The organism is Fictibacillus sp. b24 (genome assembly GCF_030348825.1).
Taxonomy (GTDB): Bacteria; Bacillota; Bacilli; order Bacillales; family Fictibacillaceae; genus Fictibacillus.
Genome location: NZ_JAUCES010000005.1, coordinates 543623 through 560653, shown reverse-complemented (window position 1 = coordinate 560653; position 17031 = coordinate 543623). Strand labels below are relative to the sequence as shown.

The 17031-nt window shown below is 36.4% G+C and carries 14 protein-coding genes; 1 reads left to right on the top strand and 13 read right to left on the bottom strand.

Translation table 11 applies throughout. The features are described from left to right. Window positions 1-4: 4 nt before the first annotated feature. The 8 genes from QUF49_RS02915 to QUF49_RS02880 all read right to left on the bottom strand — a co-directional run bounded on the left by QUF49_RS02915 (window position 5) and on the right by QUF49_RS02880 (window position 10559). Window positions 5-1675, bottom strand: a complete 1671-nt coding sequence (locus QUF49_RS02915) for a hypothetical protein (protein WP_289494248.1) — start codon at window positions 1673-1675, stop codon at window positions 5-7. 165 nt (window positions 1676-1840) lie between these two features. Continuing rightward, window positions 1841-2104: an excalibur calcium-binding domain-containing protein gene (locus tag QUF49_RS02910; protein ID WP_289494247.1), complete on the bottom strand. Its 264-nt coding sequence runs from the start codon at window positions 2102-2104 to the stop codon at window positions 1841-1843. Between the two features lie 367 nt (window positions 2105-2471). Further along, the gene (locus QUF49_RS02905) at window positions 2472-2918 is read right to left on the bottom strand and encodes a VanZ family protein (protein WP_289494246.1); all 447 of its coding nucleotides are present in this window, start codon (window positions 2916-2918) and stop codon (window positions 2472-2474) included. A 991-nt stretch (window positions 2919-3909) separates the two neighbouring features. Then, window positions 3910-5235: a hypothetical protein gene (locus QUF49_RS02900; RefSeq protein ID WP_289494245.1), complete on the bottom strand. Its 1326-nt coding sequence runs from the start codon at window positions 5233-5235 to the stop codon at window positions 3910-3912. Then, the gene (locus tag QUF49_RS02895) at window positions 5232-5774 is read right to left on the bottom strand and encodes a sigma-70 family RNA polymerase sigma factor (protein WP_289494244.1); all 543 of its coding nucleotides are present in this window, start codon (window positions 5772-5774) and stop codon (window positions 5232-5234) included. Before QUF49_RS02895 ends, QUF49_RS02900 begins: the two co-directional genes overlap by 4 nt. 400 nt (window positions 5775-6174) lie before the next feature. Beyond that, window positions 6175-7239 (bottom strand): HIRAN domain-containing protein, encoded by a 1065-nt coding sequence (locus QUF49_RS02890; protein ID WP_289494243.1) that lies wholly within the window; start codon window positions 7237-7239, stop codon window positions 6175-6177. 330 nt (window positions 7240-7569) lie between these two features. Next, the gene (locus QUF49_RS02885) at window positions 7570-8184 is read right to left on the bottom strand and encodes a tetratricopeptide repeat protein (protein ID WP_289494242.1); all 615 of its coding nucleotides are present in this window, start codon (window positions 8182-8184) and stop codon (window positions 7570-7572) included. Between the two features lie 290 nt (window positions 8185-8474). Next, window positions 8475-10559 carry an ATP-dependent helicase gene (locus QUF49_RS02880; RefSeq protein ID WP_289497571.1) on the bottom strand — a complete coding sequence of 695 codons (2085 nt, stop codon included), beginning with the start codon at window positions 10557-10559 and terminating at the stop codon, window positions 8475-8477. Window positions 10560-10774: 215 nt separating this feature from the next. Here QUF49_RS02880 and QUF49_RS02875 point away from each other — a divergent pair, with 215 nt between their 5' ends. Then, window positions 10775-11194: a YbjN domain-containing protein gene (locus QUF49_RS02875; protein WP_289494241.1), complete on the top strand. Its 420-nt coding sequence runs from the start codon at window positions 10775-10777 to the stop codon at window positions 11192-11194. A gap of 299 nt (window positions 11195-11493) precedes the next feature. Here QUF49_RS02875 and QUF49_RS02870 read toward each other — a convergent pair whose 3' ends face one another. The 5 genes from QUF49_RS02870 to QUF49_RS02850 form a co-directional block, all read right to left on the bottom strand. After that, window positions 11494-12621: a hypothetical protein gene (locus QUF49_RS02870; protein ID WP_289494240.1), complete on the bottom strand. Its 1128-nt coding sequence runs from the start codon at window positions 12619-12621 to the stop codon at window positions 11494-11496. 310 nt (window positions 12622-12931) lie between these two features. After that, window positions 12932-14065, bottom strand: a complete 1134-nt coding sequence (locus QUF49_RS02865) for a M20 family metallopeptidase (RefSeq protein WP_289494239.1) — start codon at window positions 14063-14065, stop codon at window positions 12932-12934. A 41-nt stretch (window positions 14066-14106) separates the two neighbouring features. Then, window positions 14107-15090 carry an ABC transporter ATP-binding protein gene (locus QUF49_RS02860; protein WP_289494238.1) on the bottom strand — a complete coding sequence of 328 codons (984 nt, stop codon included), beginning with the start codon at window positions 15088-15090 and terminating at the stop codon, window positions 14107-14109. Next, window positions 15090-16079 (bottom strand): ABC transporter ATP-binding protein, encoded by a 990-nt coding sequence (locus tag QUF49_RS02855; protein WP_289494237.1) that lies wholly within the window; start codon window positions 16077-16079, stop codon window positions 15090-15092. Before QUF49_RS02855 ends, QUF49_RS02860 begins: the two co-directional genes overlap by 1 nt. Window positions 16080-16092: 13 nt before the next feature. Beyond that, window positions 16093-17019 carry an ABC transporter permease gene (locus tag QUF49_RS02850; RefSeq protein WP_289494236.1) on the bottom strand — a complete coding sequence of 309 codons (927 nt, stop codon included), beginning with the start codon at window positions 17017-17019 and terminating at the stop codon, window positions 16093-16095. Between the last annotated feature and the right edge of the window lie 12 nt (window positions 17020-17031).

Here is a 17031-nt window from a genome sequence, read left to right as displayed (position 1 = left end):
CTCATTATTTTTTCTGTAACAAATCATAATATTGGTTGGTATGAATGATTTTGTACTTTTCTTTTATCAAATTGTTTAATTCATCTTTTTTGTAATAGCGCAGCGGTGTTAAATTACCATCCACTAAAACTTTCATTCTAATTACGGTATCCGGTTCACCGTTTCTCTCTAGATAGTCCGCATGGATATACCGATTTTTAGAATAATAGAAAATCCATATGGTGTTACCTGCAGGTTTAATGTCTGAAAAGAGATACCCAGCTGGAAAGTGGTTATAAAAAAAGATAGTTTTAGAATCCTTAGCGTACAGATCCATATCCTTTCTTAACGTTTTCATGAAATCAGACTTAATCTCACTTGTATATAAGCCTTTATAAGGACCAGATTCTACTTTATTCGTTAACTCATTTATATCTTGATCGCGATAGACGCTTTGCTGCTGAAAGAGTAATAAATTGATGATGATAAATAACGGTACAGAAAACGAGAGTAAGGTTTTAACCAGTTTATGACTCTCAGATTGTTGAATAAGGTAAATAATAAGACCTGACAGTGCAAGAAATGCAGGGAAAAGTCCTAACCCTGACGCAAGGTAACCGTTACTGCTAGACCATAAGTATGTTATTCCTGCAAGTAGGGATGGTACGAAAATAAGTATAAACATGCGACGAACGGTCTTGTCTTTCATATGAATGATAAATAGAAGGAGCATCAGCATGCTATAATTTGTCACCCAGATCTGCGAATGAACAAATAAAGGCTCTTTTAACTGAAATGGAAAGCTTAAGACTGGTAATAGAATCAAAGACAAAAGATATAGCGTGTTTTTCTTTTTAGCAGTTAAGACAATAATCAGAAGAATAATAAGCAACAGCCACTTATTAGGAAAGTTCGAGTACCATAACCCAATGTGATCCCAAATCTTTTCTGCTCCCCCACCCTGTTTTCCAACATACCCTAAGTTTTCAATAAAATAGAGAACGTTCTCTATTCCTGCATTCCACATCATAATTAGGACAGGAATGGCTGTAAGGGTACTACCTGCTATAAAAAGAAACCATGATTTAATGATGCCTTTATTAAATAAATAGGCTAGCAAGATCAATACATACACGATAAACGGAATGATTAACGTTGGATAAGAAACAACAGCTAATCCCAGTGCAAAACCAGATAAAAGAAAATAGAGAGGCTTACGATTATGATAGATGGCGTAATAGCTTAAGAAAAAGCCAATGGTAAGCATCCCTGTACTTAACGTATTGTAGCCGAGCGCCGGGATATTTAGAGGAATAAACGCCAAACATGTGGCAGAAACAAGTATTGCTGCTTGAACCGAAATTACTCTTCGCAGCACAAAAAACACTATGCTTGAAACTAATATAAAAAAGAGCAAAAATAAAAACCTGTTGTACAGTATCAAGCCTTCCGTTCCGTTGTTCAACATATAAAAGACTTTTATAAATGGATAAAGGATTAGACTCGGAAATGTTAGGAAATTCAGCTCATCTATAAACGGACGAATGCCTAGTACGAATTCGTAAGGAATGCCAGAGTAAAAAGCTTCATCCGTAAAATCGACACCATAAAATAGGCGTCTATATGTAAATGCTAATGTTGTGATGACTGCCAAGAAGGCAAAAAGCATGGAATACGATCTCTTATTGAATTTCATTTCATATAACCTTTCCCATAATTGGTAGTGTTAGAATCATTTCTCATTATACTAGAACATAAAATAAAAAACCGCATTATCAGCGGTTTCTCGTTATTTTTTCCCTGCTACTTTAATAATGCCCTCTGCAAAAAGAATAGCCCCTTTATTTAGGGACTCTTTTAATTATCTCTCACACGCAATTAAATCTTTATCACGATCGCTTTTTTTGTTAGCATCGTAAAGTGCTTTTGAAACATATGGCTTATACTTTGTTTTTCCGCCTTTGTTCTTAACATTGGCAGCGCGGGAAACTCCGCCTTTGTATACCTTGTTTAGCTCCGTACAATTCTTATACGTTTTTACCTTTGGTGTAGCCGCTTCTGTTGGAAACGAAGAAACACCAAGAACCAAACCTGTAGCAAGTACGATTGGCATCATCTTTTTCATTTGTTGCACCCCCTATTATTTACATTTTTTATTGTAATTCATTACTTATAATTGATACAACCAAATATTAGGAAGGAGCGCATAAAAAAACACCCCTTCTCAGGGACGTCGTCTCTACATTTTTTCTCTTAATGACTGTATCTGTTGTTCATGGAAGTCTATTCTTTTGGAGTACTTTTCTCGCAATGTTTCATCTTTACTGCTTTTAAATAGTGTGACGTTATAGATAAACATTAGTCTGTGATACTTCAATCTAAGTTTTAGCAAGGCTGCACCACCAAAAATAAACTTTTCCATATCATTATCGTTTTTACAACTGTGTTAATAAATAGTAAAATTGTAGAGTTTTCCGACTGGTTCTTTTTAACTATTCAATCGTTCTCGCCGCTTTAACACGATTCTTTTCACTGGATTTCCCCTTAATGGATATCACATAAAAAGTTAAAAATAGAAACGCACCAAATGAATCAAGCATCATATCGTTTCCCGAGCTCCCTCTATCCGGGACAAATTGTTGATGAAATTCATCAAGCATACCAGCAAGACTCGCAAGCTCCCAGGCTAATATATATGCATAAAGTGATGATATAAACTTATTCAGGAAAACATATAGTATGATCGCAAAGCTTCCAAATAAAATAACATGAGCTGCTTTCCTAAGCATACTATTTGTTAATCCAATGTCCAGATGAAACAAACCTGTTTCTTGTATAAACGCACCTGTTTGTCCACTAGTGAAGTTGGGTGATGCCGTAAAATAATAGATGAACCACACCCAAACAAGAACGAGCAGCCCCACTACATATTTCTTCATAAAAGTCACTCCTTGGAACGAAACGTTATCAGGACCAAATAAATTTTATCCAACCCAATACGGAAATCCAAAGAGGTACACTAAAGACTGTCCCCCACACCAATCCGGCAAAAAAGTTACCTTCCCCTTCCATATCAACGCTCCTGACTGTAAGTAAAGTTACTAACCTACTAATCAGTGTTAACACGAAAACGAATATGCATACTTTTTGCAGTATCAGATTGTAATTTACGGTACGTGTTCTTTTATTTATTACACGTTCGCACAAAGATAGGCTCGTTTCGCTCGAACAAGTCTGTTTTACGCTCAGAAAAGCTGAAGTTTCGCTCACAAACATACTCTTTTCGACCACGAATGACGTCGTTACGCTCACAACAAGAGAAACAAGCTTCTTAAAATGACTATTCCAACTAAAACATCATTATAAAAATGAAAAGCTGACATCAAAAGGTCATTTTATCTACCTTTTGAGTCAGCTTCGTTACTTTTTATGCTTCATTTGCTTGCTTAATTTACTCTGCATCATGAGAAGTGGTATTACATGAGAGATGCATCTTGAATATTTAAAAGTAAGCACGAGAATCGTGCTTACTTTATTTAAAATAGAATCCACATGGTAACAATGACTAGGATGACAACCAACCATATGGGAAGGGATAGTAAGATTCCCCAGAAAAAGATTTTTGCTATTTTCTTCTTTCGTGTAAATGCCATAAAAAAACCCTCTATCTTTTACGTATAATCGGTACTAGCTTGTACTTATTTTATACGCTTCATAAGATAGAAAGTTTCGGCTAAACCCCCTAAATACTGCCTATTTTAAATAATTCTTATGCCTTAATCTGAAAAATGAGAGAAACGTATTCTATAAAATAGAGAAAGCCTTCTCTCCAATAGAGAGAAGGCTCACCTTTAATCCACTTTAACACATTAACGCTACACACTTTAGTTGAATGATGGGGTCTGACCCGGGTCAGACCCCTTTCTTTTTTTACTCATAATTATAGACGAACGAAGTATCACTGGAACTAATAGCAGCCGTAAACTCATGGTCCGCATCTTTAACATTAAAGACGTACACTTTTGATCCATTTACTTGAATCTCTTTTTGAAACGTTACTGTATTTGTTTGGGTAGAAATTAGTTTAGCTGCTTCTTCTTTCGTTAATCCAAGGTTTGCCCCTTGAAGGGTCGACTCTTCCCATTGATCCAATTTCCACTGATTATCTTCTTTTGCTAATCTAAATCTCCATAGTTTCCCGATATTGTTCATATCTGATGGTGGTTCAATTCCAGATATTTCGATCGTGTCCTCAGTAATAGCATTAACATTAAAGCGTACCTCTTGATGAATCATTGGAAGCATACCACTATCACATTCACAAAAGTATTCAGGCAGGAACGTTTTTAATACAGAATTAGAGAAGTTATCCGTTACATAAGGTTCAAAGTCTGGGCCTGCCACTTCATAAGAAGCAGGATTGTCAGAATGCCAATTGTTCTTCTTCTCAGATTCTAGCAAGGTTTGTTTAATATTCGCTAAATTATTATTTAAAATTTGTCTGGCTTCGCCTTCTGATATTGCAACTGGTACAACTTCCTCTTCCTTTTCTTCTTCCTTTTCTTCTTCCTTTTCAACTTGTTCTTGTTGAGGTACAACTCCTATATCTTGATATGTTTCATACTTAATCGTATCAATCACAAACGAATGATGTGTTTTGCTATCACTAATCGTTTCTACTTTAATTGCATTTTCCAAAGAATCTTTCGCTACATCCTGAGTTAGATTAAACTCCTTACTTATACTCTTCGTATCACCTGATTCAAATGAAGAATACTTAGGAGGTTCTATCGTGAAAGATTCTGTTCCTGTTGCTTTAACTAAGTCACTATTTAAAAAAGTTATACGGTATTTTAAACGATTTGTTATCGTGCTATCCGAATTGTTAGTAATACGCAAAGAAATCGTTAATTTTTTTTCACCTACATTAGACGTATATACTGCCGAGCTGCCTTCACCCGAAACATTTGGAATACTAACTGGAGGCTGTTCCGGTTTCGTTACAACATTTGGCTGTGAATGCTGTACAGGTTCTTTATCAAAGTAGATATACGTTGAAAAGATGATGCCTGAAAAGAGAGCTGCTGTTAAAAATTTTGGCAGAAGGGAATGTGGTCTTTTGGAACGAACATCTGGAACGGACAACTTTCTTATGCGTGTAAGAATCTGCTGTTTATCTTTGTCTGTAAATACCTTCCCTTTTGAAATCCCTTGGTCCATAGTGGTTGAGAGCTTCTTTAATTGTTCTTCCATCATCTTTCACCTCCTAGTTTAATGAATTGGTCATGAAGTAATTTCCTGGCACGGCTTAGTCTTGTTTTTACGGTAGCTTCTTTTATGGAAAGGAACTCGCTCGTTTCTCGGATTGAAAATTCCTTATAATAGTGGATTAAAATTACTTCTCGATATTTTAAAGGCAGTTGCAGAACCGACTCATATAGAATGCGGTCTTCCGTATTTGAAATAACATGTATTTCAACAGCATTCTTCCCAGTGGTGGATTCACCTTTTAATTTATCGGTCACCTGCAACTTCCGAAAGTGCCAGCTTTTTAAATAATCTTTTGTTTTATTTATAGCAATGGAATAGATCCAACTCCGTATGTTAGACTCTCCACGAAATGTGTCCAACTTTGTATATAGCGTTACAAATACGTCCTGTGTAAGATCTTCTGCTTGAGGCCAACTCTTCACAAAAGAAAATATGAGACGTTTTATCTCTTCGCCATACATATCCATTAACTGGTTAAACGCGTCCTCACGACTGGGTGCGTTTCGGTTTATTTTCGCAATCAAATGATCTTCCTCCACATCACACGACCTCCTTGTCGTTCTAATGGTAAGACGATGCAGGGGGAGATTGAGTTTCAAAAAATGGTAAAATTGTTTATCTATAGGCAAACAAATTGAAACAAAAAATATTTTAATTACGATTTAGTTTGTGTTTTACAGGAAATATCATATAAATGGTCACTTATATAGCAACAGCATTAGATCTGAAAAACCTTTAAATTATACCCGCCGGCTACTTTTAGCTACTTTTATCCGACAGAAAAAACTCTAAGAAACAAAAAAAGGAAGTGCTAAAACCATGCCTGTGCTTAACACGCGCTCCCTGTAAATAATGAACAAACCCCATCTCAATTAAATTTGAGGTGGGGTTTGCCTATGTTTAAAACGGCAATGAATACCGCTTTTAATACTTATCAATATATCGTTTAAAATTGCTGCCTAACTCTGTAAGATTAGATAGGACATAATGAATTTCATCTATATCCCATAAGGATACTTGATTGCCTTTATAAGAATCATATATGACTGGGGATTCACCGTTTATTTTTACATTCTCGTTAAAGAATCCTTGTAATAAGTTAGTTTCCAATCTTACATCCATAGTACTGAGCCAATTCATTTTATTTTTTGCATATGTAGCATATTGGCTTTCTGGTATTAGTCGCTCAATTAAGAATCCTAATTGAAACGCCAATTGAACCAACAATGCTTTGTAATGCCGATGTACAAAATTTGATTCTGAACCGCCAGCGAGCATGATAGTATTATCAAAAATGCTTTCCAAATCACTAACCAGTAAACCACTTATTTTTTGTCTGTTCATGTAAGGTAATGTTGCCTTTTTGTATCTCGCAAAATCCAATAATACTTGTTGTACTTCATCATATAATTCCTTATTTACATGCCTAAGCAGTACACTATCTAAGTAAATCAATTCTGAAATATTAGAAGGTATTTTTGATTTTACTGCAACTGCAGTATTAGACTTAGTAGCTATTGAGCTCTGGATTGAAGCGACACCGGTTTTAATTTCTTTCTGACGCTTTTGACTAGTAGAATTGTAGGTTGTTAAGGCAACAGGCTGGGTCTTTCCTTTTTTGCTTGATTGTTCTGTATGTGTAGTATCTCTTGTAATGCTCGTGTCTCTCATTTTTGAAAGATCATTTGAAATTCTTACTTGAACTCCATAATTGTACCCATTACCGCCAACTATATTTTTTATCTCTGCATAAAATTCAATTCCTTTGTCCATATGTGGGGCTATGTTTGCAGCATAGCCTTTCGGAACCCAACCTAAGCTCTTCCCACGTGCATTGTACACACCTACAGCATTACGGTCATACTGATTATTTTTATCACGCTTTAGTTTAATAGGGTCTAATGTTTTAGTTTGAGCAATAATTTCTTGCCGACCTTCATATGTAACACCTGCAAGGTTTGTAGTGAAATGAAAATGCACTTTTGTCATACCCCATCCACATTTTTTACAGTTGCTTATAGTAGTATTATTACTATGATGACACTTTGCGCATTTTCGTTCTTTATATGTGTTTGTTTGAGATAAATTGTTAGAGCTAACAGAACTAGTTGTAGAACTAGAACTGCTAGAATGCGAACTATTATTACCATATTTCTTGTACGCGTTGTTGTTTGCATTTGAGCTATTGCTACTAGTACTATTTCCGGAACTATTGCTTCCGCTACTACCTGCTGAAACTAAGAACCAGATAATACCGATGATAATAAGTATTGTGAACAAATTAATATGCACTCCTAATAATAATATTTTCTAAATAGATTATGTAAAATATAAGTTAATTACATCAGTACTGTGAAGTTGATTCCATTTTAGATTGTTAATCAAAAACTTTCGACCCCAAGGAATGTAAAATTCTTCATCCTGCCTCATCTGGTTGCTTGTTGACATCCTATGTTTTTGCAAGATTCTTTCATATGAACCGTCTCCAAATATATGTGAATGATATATTTCACCATATATCGAGAGGCTTGGATTTTGTTCTAGAACAGCTCCAGAAAGATCTGCTAAGGAGTGCGCTAAGTGCCTAGGTGTATTCCCATCAATAAAAATAATAAATGCCGATTTCTTTGGCAAAGAATTTAAAACCTCTGGAGGGAATGAATCATATTGAAACTTTAAATGCAATGGCAACTTATTTTCAATTATGGCCCGTTCTACTGGAGAGATTTGCAAATGTGTTGAAGCAAGATAACATTTCACAGATAGATCTTGCTGTCCTAACAAATATGCAGTTTTTCCAAGGCTAATATACGTCATCATATTAGTTGGATCTACTTCTAATGCCGAAATATAACAGTCCCTTGCAGCCTCAAGATTTCCTGAGCGCTTTAAACTAACTCCTCTGTCCAGTAATTGTTCTACAGAATAACTCATAGTTATGCCCCCAATTTTTATGTCTAAATACACAGATACAAATGAGTATTTATTACTAATTTAAATTATAGTAAACATATTGTTAATTTGATACATAAATTGTATTTAATAGAAAAATAAATGTCTATGAGTAGAGAATTAATTAAAATATCCTTAAATAAAAAAGGCATGCTAGCCCTAAATAACACCTTACTGTTCGAACAAAGATTTTAACAGTGGAATTATTAAGGGTTACTAGCAATGCCGAGAGTGAACATGAAGATATGGTCATTTGAGATTGATTATCCTATTTACTTTGTCTCATAGTTTGAAAATGCTTCTAATAAAAATGAGGAAATGTCCACTTCTTTATTACGGTATAGCTTTGGTGAAGAAAGATAAAGCTCTTCTTGTGCACGGGTTACAGAAACATACGCGAGTCTTCTTTCTTCTTCTAAGGCAACATTTCTTAATTCTGATTCGCTAATATTTAAGAGAATAGTTCGATCCTGTTGTTCGTTCACCGACAAGGCAGAAGCATGTGGTAAGATAGTTTCACTAAAGCCAATTACATAGACTACAGGGTATTCCAATCCCTTTGACGAATGAATGGTCATAAGTTGCACACAATTTGCATTGGGCTTCTTCCGCAGTTCTTCCATTTGTTCGTTCTTCTTAATAATTTTGTCCACAAACAGAAGGAAATCTTCTATTCTCGTAAATCGAGAGGCTGATGCTTCTAATTCATCTAGAGTTTCTCGAATCAGTTCCTTATGAAGAGTTAACGTTTTTCGCGAATCACTTTCTAGGTATTCATCGTATTTCGGAACACCCATTCTAATTTCTCGTATCGCATCTGCTGGAACTCTTGTATTGAGATTTTCTATAAATTCTATTCGTTCGCTAATTTGCCTCATTTGAAATGGTTTTAAATTTGAAATATTGAGGATGGATCGCAGCATATTCTTTTTCGTATGTCCTAATGTAAATTCTAAAGCATGCTGAACAGTTTTTTCTTTATTTAAGTATAATGTCGGAGCAATGCCTTCAATTGCATTTGTATCATTAGGATTTAAGGAAACTCTCAAGTAATCTAAAACTGGTTTTACAATAGGCTGTTTATAAAATACTTTATCGTTTTTTGATATAAATGGAATGTCCCTAAGTACAAATTCATCAAACAAAGCTCGACAATTATTATGAGTACGGTAAAGAATGGCATAATCCTTATAGTCTCTTTTCCCTAACTTAACATCAGCTTGAATATTATCTGCTATACGTACTGCTTCCTCTAATGTTTCAGAAGGTCGAAAGTAAAAGGGGGTAACATGGCTTGTTTTCGTTGCTTTGAGTTTTTTCCCTAGACGTTGTTTATTATGCTTTATAATTTCATTGCCTAAACCGACAATTGAGTCTGTACTTCTATAGTTGGTCTCTAACGTGATTCTCTTTAAATGAGGGTATTCTTTTTCTAAATTTAGAATAAAATCTGGCGAAGCTTGCCTGAAATTATAAATTACCTGATCTTCATCGCCCACAAAGAATACATTTTCTTGAGGCTTTTTTACTATAAGTTTTATCAATTCATGTTGTGCCTTATTCACATCCTGATATTCATCGACCTGTATATAGCGAATGTGATTCTGTATTTTGTTTAAAAGAACTTTATTATCTTTAATTGTGTAATAGCTTTCTATTAAAATATCGTCAAAATCCATTAGATCTTTTTTGTTTTTTAAAAGCTCATATTTTTCATAAATACTTTGAATTTCACGTTCAATAGGCGTATTGGTTTTTATATCTTTGGGTCTTAATAAATTTGACTTATAGGAAGAAATACTTGTTAAGATTGTTTCGGGTTCATAAGAGTCAAGTAGATTTTGTTCTCTCAATATCCCCTTTATTAGAATCTCTTTATATTTTTCACTGTTAATAATTTTTTGATTGAACCCCTGGTTTCTAAGAATGCGAAGAAATATGGAATGAAATGTACCGCTAACCATATCATTTGCCATCTTCCTTGAAATACCAGGTAGACTCTGAATTCGGGTAATCATTTCTTCTGCTGCTTTACGCGTAAACGTAACTAGCATAATATTATTCGGTTTTATAGACCTATCAAACGTCAAAAGATATCCTGCTCTAGATGTTAGCACTCTTGTTTTTCCGCTTCCCGCTCCTGCAATAATAAGATGCGGACCATGAGACGCTCGGACCGCATTTAGCTGAGCTTCATTTAAGTAGATTCCACTTCGTTCTAGTGCTCGAAAGTAGTGTGCGTCATTTTCCTTATCACCTACAAGTTGGGTTGTCGTTTGATGGTTAATAATAGAAGAGTAAGGGATCTTATTAGTTTTAGACCCTTGTGGAAGTTTGTTAAGATATTTATCTTTCATCAATAGTATGCACTCCTAAATAAAAGAACTTTATCCGTATTGTTACAGGTTATCTGAAGTAATCATACCATTTATTGTAATTACTGCGCTAAAAGTTGAGCGTTTTTAATATTAAAAAATTCTGAGAGTAATCCTCAAAAAATGTATTAAAAAACTGATTGATGGACCGATATAGGATTTAGGAATTACAATTTTATTAAAGGAGTAATCGCAATATGTCAAATAATTTTGAGCTTTTTAGAGATTTAATCAATCAAGAAAACCTATATATGGAAGAAGGTCGAAATGAAGATGGATCTTCTTTTTTTAGAGTTGAACAAAGGTTAAAAAGTGGAGGGTCCGTTATTCTGGCAGTAAATTTTTATACAAATGATGACCTAGTCGAAATCTATGTATTCAATATCGCCGAAATTAGAGATGCCTATAAAAAAGAAACTGCACTTAAACTCATTAATGAATTAAATAGAGAGTATAGATACTCAAAGTTTACATTAGAAAATGATAGTGTTAATAGCACCTATTGCATGATGTTTGAAGATAACTTCAACCCTAGTTTAGTTTTGAGGCAATTGATTTTAGCATTAAATTCAGCTGAGGATGCTTACCCTAAATTTATGAAGGTAGCATGGGCTTAATTTCAATATTAAGAATAAAGACTAAACAATATCTTTTTAAATTTTTTTAGAATAACGCAGTCCCTGCTGCGTTATTCTTTTTTTTAAACATAATAGATTGAATACCATAATGCCTACCTCACCCAAAACATCTAAGCAATTCTTTGTCTTGCTAAATAGATTTTATTGCAGCTATCAATATATCTCCATACTAATGTTTTAATGCGCACTTAAGGGTTGAATTTTTTCAAGTTAATTTCATCAAATTGGTTTTAGCACTTATTAAAACTTTTACCTCTTAAAATAACACTAGATTGTTGTTATATTTCTTCTATTTCTTTAGGAGATACAGTTCTAAAATTCCCTAAATCATTGTATACAAAAATGGGGTACTTAACAAAAAACACTTTTTTGTTAAAGGTAAATTGTAATTTGACTGCAATCCCAATTATTTGTTTCTTCTCCAAACTTGGTACATATTCACTGGGCATAACTTTTAAATCAAACCATATTCTCATTAATCTTATTTTATGATTGTTTTTATTTTCTTCTACAATATGTACAGAGTTGCCACTGAGATAGTGCGTATAAAAATAATTCCAATCCCCATTTGAGTCTTTTCTATAATATTTTATTGAAATTAAGCTTACTTTGTAATTATCAAATAATAGTTTTTTATCTTCTATACCGGCGTTAAGTGTACAAAAATGTAGTTTTCTTAGATATGTAGTAATAGAAGAACTCCCCATTATTAAGTATTCAATATTTTCAATTAAATGCTCCTTTGCAAGAGTGTCAGAGGATTCTATTTTTAAAGTGTAATTAATACTTTCTTTAATTAATCTATCAACATTTGGTAAATCTGTTACTTGATCAATTTGGGATAACTTGTTAAGGAGCTTATAAAAATTTATTAATAGTATACAAATAGTAAGAATAGAAGTATTAATCCAAAAGAAACTGACGGTATTTATCTCTTCAGATAATAACAAAATAATTCCAGAAATACCCCATAGAAATGAAACAAAAAATATCGTACTATTTATTACTTTTATAACGCGATAAATAAATCGATCTTTACGATATATTAATTTATACGAACAATATAAATCATAGAATTCCCTCGCTAGCTTCTGGAAATCACCTACATTTTCGGAAAAATAAAAATACCTCCCTAACTTTTGCATTTCCCATAATAGTTCGCGTATTTTTTGAATAATTTGCTGTGTGTTTAACGAAATAAAAATAGATAATAAACCTATTAAGGATAGCACTCCAGCGGAAATACCTAAAATATAGCCTAATATTTTTTCGTAATTAGGTATCTCTACATTATTTATCAGACTATAAATAATAAACCCAATAACGCATTCTATAGAAAACAGTAATGAAAGCAATTTCAATTCATGTTTTATATTCTCATATTTTCGATTATTATATTTACCCATCTTTTTTATTTACTCCCTTTAAAAATCAGGGAAGCTGAAGGATGATTCTTCTATTTCCCTAGTTCCCAAGATTTTCGTTATTAAAATAAAAGAAGCGCTTAAAATTCGTCCCACCGGTGTCTCACAAAATTTACTCCCATTTAAAATATTATCGATAGCTTTCATTATTGAATACTTAATAAAATTATTTAAAAGTAAGTAAGATTTATAAAAAGGAATGTCTCTCAATAATACTTTATTTAACTTAATCAATTAACAGATAAAAAACTCGATTCATCTCTTCTATAGATGAATCGAGTTTCTCTTTCTTTTAGACCGACAACCGCTGAATCGTCTTAGCCAACAACAACGTCCTTTCAGTCAACGTCGGTATATCCAAATATTCATCTTCACTATGTGCATTTCCGCCGACTGGTCCAAGTCCATCGACCGTAGCTACCCCGGTGGCTGAAGTAAATGATGCATCCGATCCGCCGCCTGTTGCGGTATCAGATAAGTGCAGCCCCATCTCTTCACCGACTTCTTTAATGATTTCCAACAACGACTTCGTTTGCTCGTTCTTCTCCATCGGCGGTCGGCTGATGTCACCTTTGAGCTCAATTTTGGTTCCTGGAACATCGGTAGTTGCGCAAATTTCTTCTATCTTCTCTTTTAATAATTGGGCTTGATTTCCTTCAGATATCCGAATATCCACATGCGCAACAGCGTTTGGCGAGATGGTGTTTACGGAAGACCCACCTTCAATTAATCCAACGTTTACACTGATTCCACGTTGGTGATCGGATAAGGAATGCAGCTGGATAATCTTGTGCGCCAGCTCTTCAATGGCACTCCGACCTCTTTCTGGTTCAATTCCAGAATGCGCCGCTTTCCCCTTAATTTTAATGGTGTAACGCCCACCGCCTCGACGGGCACTCACCAATGAACCGTCTTTTCTTGCAGGCTCCATGATCAACGCGTATTCCTTTCCAACCGACATCTCTTCAATCAATGAACGGGAAGTTGGCGAGCCAATCTCTTCGTCGCTATTCAAAATTACTAGCACGTTTTTATACCCTTTCACACCTAGCTCCTGCATCGTTTGTAGCGCAAAGATCAACTCCACCTGGCTAGCCTTCATGTCGACTACACCAGGTCCATACGCTCTATCGCCTTCTATACGAAAAGGACGTTCAACCGAAGTTCCAATCGGAAAAACGGTATCCATATGAGCAACGAGTATGATCTTTGGATCGACGGCATCCTGATGCTGAATAATCATGTTGTTTCCGAACTTCGCCTCTTCCCTTACCTTTACGACAAAACCCATCTCTACGTATTTCGCCTTCAATACAGACCCTACAGTATCCACACCGACTTTGTAGTAAGATCCACTATCAATGTTGACCAGTCTCTCTAGTAATTCCAGCATTTCATCTTGCTTCTCTTTTATATAAGACTCCACTCTTGACCCTCCATGTTTTTTCGTTACTCTCATTTAAATCTTTATATTAACGGAAAATGACATGCCACTTGATGTTCTGGCTTTACCTCCACAAGTTCTGGCGTATCTGTTTTACACACCTCTTGTGCATACGGACAGCGAGGATGGAAGCGGCAGCCTGAAGGCGGATTTGTCGGACTCGGCATATCTCCTTCTAAAAGTACCCGCTTCTTTGCATCCCGAAGCGTCGGATCCGCAATCGGTACAGCTGACACTAACCCTTCTGTATACGGATGCAGAGGTTTTTTAAACAGTTTCTCTTTCGTCGTCATCTCTACGATTTTCCCTAAATACATAACGGCTACTCGATTACTGATATGTTTGATGACAGGCAAACCGTGTGCGATAAAAATGAATGTCAGGTTGAACTCTTTTTGCAGCTTCACCATTAAGTTCAATATTTGCGACTGAATGGAAACGTCCAAAGCCGAAACAGGTTCATCACAAATAATCAACTTTGGTTTTAAAGCTAGAGCGCGCGCGATCCCAATTCTTTGCCGCTGACCGCCGCTGAACTCATGCGGATAACGAGAGGAATACGACCGATCGAGCCCTACAACATCCATTAGGTCATATACCTGCTTCTCAAGCTCTTTCCCTTTCGCCACTTTATGCGTTCGCAACGGTTCAGCGATAATATCAAACACTCGCATTCTTGGGTTCAACGACGAATAGGGATCTTGAAAAATCATCTGGATATCCGACCGCTTCCGACGGAGTTCTACACTTGAAAGCTTCGTTAGATCGACGCCTTCAAAAATGATCTCGCCTTCTGTTTTCTCAAGCAAGTTCATGATCAAGTTTCCTGTCGTTGACTTCCCACAGCCCGACTCCCCAACGATTCCGAGCGTCTCGCCTGGTTTCACTTTAAAATCAATGTCATCTACAGCCTTTAAATATTGCTTTTCTTTCTTCAGCCACCCGCTAGAAACATCAAAGTACTTCTTTAACCCTCTTACTTCTAACAAATAATCTTGCTGTGTCATTAGATGGCCACCTCTTCTTTCTGGTACAGCCAGCATCGGACTTGCTGATTGTCGGCCACTTCTAATAACTCTGGTTGGGCTTCTAGACACTTTGGCATCGCATGAGGACAGCGTGGGTGGAAGCTGCAGCCGCTTGGCATATTGGCTGGACTAGGTACTGTCCCTTCGATCGAACGCAATTCTTCGTTCAGCTCATGAATTTTAGGTGTGCTATCCAACAAGCCTTGTGTATATGGATGCTTTGGACTGCTATATAAACTGAACACATCTGTATATTCCACGACTTGCCCGGCATACATAACAATGACGGTATCTGCCATCTCGGCTACAACACCAAGGTCATGCGTAATGAGCATGATTGAGGTGTTAAATTCCTCAGTCAAACCCTTCATCAACTCCAAAATCTGTGCCTGGATGGTTACGTCCAAAGCCGTCGTGGGCTCATCGGCAATCAACAGCTTCGGATTGCAAGACAAGGCGATCGCAATCATGACACGCTGTCTCATCCCTCCACTTAACAGATGTGGAAACGAATGATACACTTTTTCGGGACGCGGAATCCCAACTTTCTTTAACATTTCGATGCTCTTTTGTTTGGCAATTTCTTTACTCACTTTTTGATGCAGCTTGATTGATTCAGAGATTTGATTTCCAACGGTAAAAAGAGGATTCAGCGATGTTAACGGTTCTTGAAAGATCATTGCGATATCGTTTCCGCGCAATTTGCGGATCTCACTCTTCGATAAATTTGTCAGATCTTTCCCTTCAAACAAAATCTCACCGTCTTCAATCTTACCTGGAGAACTGACAAGCCCCATGATAGAAAGGGACGTTACACTCTTCCCACAGCCTGACTCTCCTACGATTGCAACGGTCTCTCCTTCTTTTACCGAAAAAGAAACGCCATTTACAGAGGGGACGACGCCGTTCTCTGTATGAAAGTATGTATGTAGATTCTTCACATCCAACAAGTTATTATGATTCGGCACTTCTAATCCCCCCTTACTTTCTGCTAAACGAACGCGGATCTAACACATCACGCAGCCAGTCACCAACAAAGATGATACCTAACACGGTAATCGTAATAGCGATCCCCGGGAACGTGGAAAGCCACCAGCTTGTCGCCAAATAGTCGCGCCCATCACTCAAAATGCCTCCCCAAGAGATCGTCGGCGGCTGAATCCCCAACCCGAGAAAACTAAGTGAAGCTTCCATAATAATGGTCGTAGCAACACTTAACGTAGAGATAACGATGAACGGTGAAATAACGTTCGGCAACACGTGCTGACGGATGATCATCGAGTTACGTACACCGATGGATCGAGCTGCTTTTACAAATTCCCGCTCTTTAATGGACAACACTTCCCCACGAATCACGCGCGCATACTGTACCCAGTTCGTTACACCTAATACGACAATAAGCGTCGTTACACTCGGTCCGAAAATCGTCAGGATAACAAGTGCAAACAAAATCGTCGGAATCGCCAAAAAGGAATCTACTAATCTCATTAAAATGTTATCTAGTATTCCTCCATAAAACCCGGCTACTAACCCCACAACGACGCCAATCGCTCCTGCTAGCAATACAGCTGCTATCCCGACTAAAAGTGAGATTTGAGAACCATGAATAATCCGGCTTAACATGTCTCTGCCTAAGTTATCGGTTCCGAGTAAATGTTCCGTACTTCCTCCTTCTAACCAAAAAGGAGGTTTTTGCATAGCAGCCGCATTAATGAGATTCGGGTCATGCGGTGCCAAGACATCAGCAAAAATAGAAACGAGGATGACCGTTAAAACAATGACCATACCCACCGTTCCCGTGTAGCTTCTTAATAAAAATTTCATCCATCGTTTAAGACCATTTTTCCCTGGTTTTACGACTGCTTGACTGGATATCTCTGTCTTCGGTTCACTCACTTGTGGATACATGGATATCATCAG

What these genes read in the sequence shown, in the direction of transcription:
- QUF49_RS02875 (WP_289494241.1), top strand. Translation starts at nt 10,775, where the DNA reads ATGTCAAATAATTTTGAGCTTTTTAGAGATTTAATCAATCAAGAAAAC.
- QUF49_RS02900 (WP_289494245.1), bottom strand. Translation starts at nt 5,235, where the DNA reads ATGATGGAAGAACAATTAAAGAAGCTCTCAACCACTATGGACCAAGGG.
- QUF49_RS02870 (WP_289494240.1), bottom strand. Translation starts at nt 12,621, where the DNA reads ATGGGTAAATATAATAATCGAAAATATGAGAATATAAAACATGAATTG.
- QUF49_RS02885 (WP_289494242.1), bottom strand. Translation starts at nt 8,184, where the DNA reads ATGAGTTATTCTGTAGAACAATTACTGGACAGAGGAGTTAGTTTAAAG.
- QUF49_RS02910 (WP_289494247.1), bottom strand. Translation starts at nt 2,104, where the DNA reads ATGAAAAAGATGATGCCAATCGTACTTGCTACAGGTTTGGTTCTTGGT.
- QUF49_RS02850 (WP_289494236.1), bottom strand. Translation starts at nt 17,019, where the DNA reads ATGTATCCACAAGTGAGTGAACCGAAGACAGAGATATCCAGTCAAGCA.
- QUF49_RS02915 (WP_289494248.1), bottom strand. Translation starts at nt 1,675, where the DNA reads ATGAAATTCAATAAGAGATCGTATTCCATGCTTTTTGCCTTCTTGGCA.
- QUF49_RS02890 (WP_289494243.1), bottom strand. Translation starts at nt 7,239, where the DNA reads ATGACAAAAGTGCATTTTCATTTCACTACAAACCTTGCAGGTGTTACA.
- QUF49_RS02860 (WP_289494238.1), bottom strand. Translation starts at nt 15,090, where the DNA reads ATGACACAGCAAGATTATTTGTTAGAAGTAAGAGGGTTAAAGAAGTAC.
- QUF49_RS02905 (WP_289494246.1), bottom strand. Translation starts at nt 2,918, where the DNA reads ATGAAGAAATATGTAGTGGGGCTGCTCGTTCTTGTTTGGGTGTGGTTC.
- QUF49_RS02880 (WP_289497571.1), bottom strand. Translation starts at nt 10,559, where the DNA reads ATGAAAGATAAATATCTTAACAAACTTCCACAAGGGTCTAAAACTAAT.